The sequence below is a fragment of the Actinomyces sp. HMSC075C01 genome (assembly GCF_001812965.1).
Classification (GTDB): Bacteria; Actinomycetota; Actinomycetes; order Actinomycetales; family Actinomycetaceae; genus Actinomyces; species Actinomyces acetigenes.
The window spans coordinates 7510-12259 of sequence record NZ_KV810951.1 but is presented as its reverse complement, the minus strand read 5'-3'; the positions used below and the strand labels follow the sequence as shown (position 1 = coordinate 12259).

The following is a 4750-nucleotide window of genomic DNA, read 5'->3' as shown; positions in this document are numbered from 1 at the left end:
GGAGTCGATGGCCACCTCACCGGTGGCGGTGGGGAGCCGGCCGCTGCTCAGGGTGGTGAACTTGGTAAGCGCCGGGACGTCCTGGACGGCGACCTGGGCTCCGACGGCGCTTAGCTGCTTGGGCAGGTCGAGCCACAGCATGTCCCAGTGGGCACCACGGACAGAACTGACACCGTCAAGGGCGGAGACCCGGTTGAGGAGGGAGTCGTCCAGGGCGCCTTCCGTGCTGTTGGCTCTACGACCGTCTTGGACGACGACAGCGGCGTCGCCTACGGACACCCGCGCGCTGGTTTGCGTCTGGGTGCGGAAGGAGTCGGAGATGATGAGGGCGAAGGCGATGAGGGCGGCGCTCATGGCTACGGCCACGAGGGCGGCGGCGGTGCGCCGTAGGTCGAGGAGGGAGGGCATTAGCGGGCCTCCATTCCTGTGGCGTAGGGGCTGCCGAAGCCGAACATCTGGGTGGCGCTGGGAGCCGCGGCATGGCGGGCGCTGTAGATCGCGGCGGGACCAGGGGTGGGGGTGACGGGAGTGGTGCTTGCCCTGGAGGCGCGGTGGGGTTCTGGTGCGGCCGCCGGGGTGATGGCCCGACGCACCGGCACGGAGCCGGCCGGGGTCGTCACGGCGTCGAATCGTGCAGTGGGGTCGGGGTGGGTGGCTGGTGTCGTCATCGGTGGTGCGGGAGGAGCCACCTGAGCGGGGGTGACGGGCGCCTGCTGGGCCTGGCGGGTGGTTGGTGTGGTGTGGGTGCCGGGGGTGTGGTTGACGGTGTCGTCGTTGGTGATGCGTCCGTCGCGTAGGCGGATGATGCGGTTGGTGGTGGCTGCGGCTTGTTCGTCGTGGGTGACCATGACGACGGTCTGCCCCAGGGTCTGGCACATGTGGGCGAGGGTTTGTAGGAGGTTGGCGGCTGAGGCGGTGTCCAGGGCGCCGGTGGGCTCGTCGGCGAAGATGACTTTGGGACGTCCCACGAGGGCGCGGGCCACGGCTACGCGTTGTTGCTGGCCGCCGGAGAGCTCGTTGGGCCGGTGGGACAGGCGGTCGGTCAGGCCCAGGACTGAGATGACGGCGTCGTACCAGTCTCGGGCTGGTTTGCGGTGGGCTAGGCGCTGGGGTAGGAGGATGTTCTCCTCGGCGGTCAGGGTGGGCAGGAGGTTGAAGGACTGGAAGATGAAGCCGAGCTGGTCGCGGCGTACGGCGGTGAGCTGTTTGTCCTTCATGCCCGCCAGGTCCTGTCCGGCGATGAAGACGCTGCCGGAGGTGGGGGTGTCCAGGCCGGCCAGGCAGTGCAGGAGGGTGGACTTGCCCGAGCCGGAGGGGCCCATGATGGCTGCGAACTCTCCTTCGGTGATGGTGAGACTGACCGTGTCCAGGGCCACGACCTGGGCCTCGCCCTCGCCATAGACCTTGGTCAGACCACGGGCCTCAACCACCTTGTTGACGGTGGGACTGATGTGTGGAATCTGGTGCGGCATGGTGCTTCTCTTCCTTCCGGGCGGGGCCGCGGCCGGTGTGCCGCACAGTCCCCGTGATAGATGGGTGGATACCTAGAGGCTAGAAATCGCGGAGAAGAACCGGAATGCGTCGAAGGGACGGACTGCGGTGGCGTCTCCGCCTTTAGGGTGAGATTTGACCGCTGCCGATAATCAGTCCCGTTGGAGGGCGTCTGACGCCGGGTGAGCGGAGCGCCGCAGGCGAACCGGACGACGCGACCGGGGCTCAAGCACCGCCGCCGGCCCCTTCGGACGGGCTCGGCGCCGCAGGACGCAGAACGTCGTCACCGCCCCACGAGGCGCGTCATCAGGCCACTGGGCGATCGCCAGACGGACACGAGGATCAACACTACGGTTCTTATCTGAGCTCACCGCTCAATCTCAGACCACACGTGTCACCCCCAGAACCCACCGAAGTGGCACCGATGTCCTGACACAGAATTGTCACCCATGTCCAGAGACAGAACAGCCTGAAATGCGGAGCGTGCAGTACTGAAAAGAACATTCGATAGCATTCTGGAAGCTAGTCCTGGGCGAGAGCCTGGACGGGCGGAATCCGGCTGGCGTTCTCGGCGGGGCGCAGAGAGGCTAGGACACCGACAGCGGCGGCGGCCAGGAGGATACCGACGAGAGTCAGGATCAGCCAGGGGACCTGGAGGGTCAGGAAGCTGCCGGAGTCGGTTTTGAGCAGGGCCGCTGCACCCGCGATGCCCACCCCGCAGCCCAGCAGGATGCCGATGGTGCCACCCAGGAGCGCGGAGAGGAGGGCCTCGGTGATGAGCAGGCGCCTGATTTCGTTGCGCTGGGCGCCGGTGGCGCGCAGGACCCCGATCTCGCGGATGCGTTCCAGGACGCTGACGTTGATGGTGTTGGCCAGGCCCGACAGGGCGATAAAAAGTGTGAAGACCAGCATGGCACCGATCGCGATGGAAACTTGGCGGACCTGGTCGGTGAAGCCGGTGCGGCTCTCCTGAGAGTCGGCAACGTAGAGGCCGGTACCGGCCACTGCCTGGCGGACGGCGGACACGGGGGCTTGGTCGGAACCGTCGCCGCTGGTGCGCACCCACAAGATGGAGGCGGTCGGAGCGTTGCCGACCAGCTGGTCCGCGACGGCGGACGTGACAGCGGCACCGAGTCCCTCCCCAACCCGGACAGTGAGGTCGACGCTGCCAGCGGAGCCCGTGAGGGTCACGGTTGTTCCGTCGGGGATGTCGTAGGTGCGATCCAAGATGAGAACCTGGTCGTCGAGAGTCTCCAACGCCTCTCGGGAGCGTAGGATCGGAGAGACCTTCTCCTTGTCGACAGCGGCGACGTTCAAGGACTCCTCCTGGCCGTTCTGGCGGCCGCCGGTCATCTTGACCTCGAGCCAGGGGACGGACACAACGCTCTCCACACCGTCAAGGGCCGCGATCTTCGTGACGGTCGAGGATGGGTCCTGGTCCGCGCTCAACTCTCCCACGGTGATGTCGACGGGGGTGTTGTAGCCGGCGTAGGCCTGCAGGGAGGAGGCAACGCTGGACAGGCCGCTGGACATCGCGGCCGCTACCGCCACCGAGACGAGCAGGGACGCGGTGGTTGCCGCCGCGCGGCCGGGGTTGCGGGCCAGGTTGCGGGCGGCCAAGTGGAGGATCGGTCGGCGCACCTGGCCGCAGACCGACCCGACGAGGCGGCATGTCCCGACCACGAGCAGAGGGAGAGCGAGGATGATCCCCAGAACGGCCATCACCGCGCCCGTCCCGATCATCTGCAGGACGCGCCAGGCGACCCCGCCCTGAATGAGGCCCAGTCCGAGCACGGCCACGACCGCGCCCGCGACAGCGGCAGCCACCCGTCGTCTGCTCAGCGACTCCTGGCCGGCGGTCTGGCCGGTCAGCGCCACGAGCGGGGACACCTGGGTGGCCTGGCGCGCCATGAGCGTCGTGAAGGTCGTGGCGATGACGATCCCGGACACGACCACGCACACCGGGGCGATGATCTGGAGAAGATTGATCGTTCTCGAGCCGGCGGCGTCCGCGCTCTCGGCACGCATGGTGATGATATCGGAGGCGGTGTAGGCCTGCGCGCTCGGCTGCTCGGCGGCCAGTGCCTCGGTGACGGAGCCGAGAAGCTCCTTGTCGCTGGTCCCCTCCTGCGCAGTGACATAGAGGACGGCGGGGTCGTTGGGAAGCCCCATCGCAGCCTGCGCCTGGCCAGTAGCGAAGATGTAAGGGGTGCTGTCAGTGTCGTACCGGGTAATATCGGCTCCGGGCTGGACCACGCCCACGACGTTCACGGTCGTGGAGGAGGCATCCTCGGAGGCCTTCACTGTGAGATCACTGCCGACCCCCAAACCCTCCTGCCGCTTCATCAAGGACGGCGAGACGGCGATCTCGTTGTCAGCCCGAGGCAGGCGACCCTCCACCAGGCGGGTGCTGCCCGTGAGCTCCGGCACGTTCAGAACGACGAGACCGCCGCCCTGATTCGCGCCCGAACGGTCGACCTGGACCCCTCCCTCGACATAGGGACGCACGGACGCGACCCCAGCAAGGGCGGAGACCTTCTGCACAGCCTGCTCGGAGATCCTGCCGCCAGCGGTGTCGTCCCGGGGGTCTGCAAGGACCACCACGTCGGCGTCACCGACACTGGCTCGAGCGTTCTCGGTGATCTTGGTCCGAACGGAATCGGAGACGATGAAGGCGAAGGCGATGAGGGCTGCACTCATGGCCACAGCCACGAGCGCGGCAGCAGTACGGCGAAAATTGAGCAAAGCGGGCATCAGCGGGCCTCCATCCGGGTCGCAGAACCAGCGGCAGAAGGGCCGGCAGTGGATGGGGTGCCAGGGGCCGTGGCCGGCTTAGTACGGACACTGGTCGGATGCCGCACGGCTTCGTCACCGATGATGCGTCCGTCGCGCAGGCGGATGATGCGGTTGGTGGTGGCCGCGGCCTGCTCGTCGTGGGTGACCATGACGACGGTCTGGCCCAGGGCCTCGCACATGTGGGCGAGGGTCTGAAGCAGGTTGGCCGCCGAAGCGGTGTCCAGAGCACCGGTGGGCTCGTCGGCGAAGATCACCTCGGGACGCCCCACCAGAGCTCGGGCCACAGCTACGCACCGTGGCCCGTTACCTTGTTGGTGGTCCCTGGTGGTAGGTGCCGGGGGCTGGGCCAGCTGCTGTGGGCACGGGTGTCTTGCCCCTGTCCTTAGATGATCCGGGGGGGTGCCCCTATGTGGTGTGTCAAGCGGCGGCGGGTAGTTTCGTGGCTGGTTGTGGGTCGTAGAGG

General features: G+C 67.5%; 2 protein-coding genes and 2 pseudogenes. All 4 read right to left on the bottom strand.

Features of this window, described 5'->3' with window-relative positions:
• Positions 1-408, bottom strand: a pseudogene (locus HMPREF2883_RS02090) (ABC transporter permease); the annotation flags it as partial.
• A 362-nt stretch (positions 409-770) separates the two neighbouring features.
• Positions 771-1472 (bottom strand): annotated as a pseudogene (locus HMPREF2883_RS02085) (ABC transporter ATP-binding protein); the annotation flags it as partial.
• A 541-nt stretch (positions 1473-2013) separates the two neighbouring features.
• Positions 2014-4191 carry an ABC transporter permease gene (locus HMPREF2883_RS02080; protein WP_256277289.1) on the bottom strand — a complete coding sequence of 726 codons (2178 nt, stop codon included), beginning with the start codon at positions 4189-4191 and terminating at the stop codon, positions 2014-2016.
• Positions 4192-4244: 53 nt separating this feature from the next.
• Entirely contained in the window at positions 4245-4571 is a 327-nt protein-coding gene (locus tag HMPREF2883_RS02075) for a hypothetical protein (RefSeq protein ID WP_371080220.1), read from the bottom strand.
• Between the last annotated feature and the right edge of the window lie 179 nt (positions 4572-4750).

Bases quoted from the DNA above. Each gene is read 5' to 3' on its own strand.
- HMPREF2883_RS02080 (WP_256277289.1), bottom strand. From the start codon at position 4,191: ATGAGTGCAGCCCTCATCGCCTTCGCCTTCATCGTCTCCGATTCCGTT.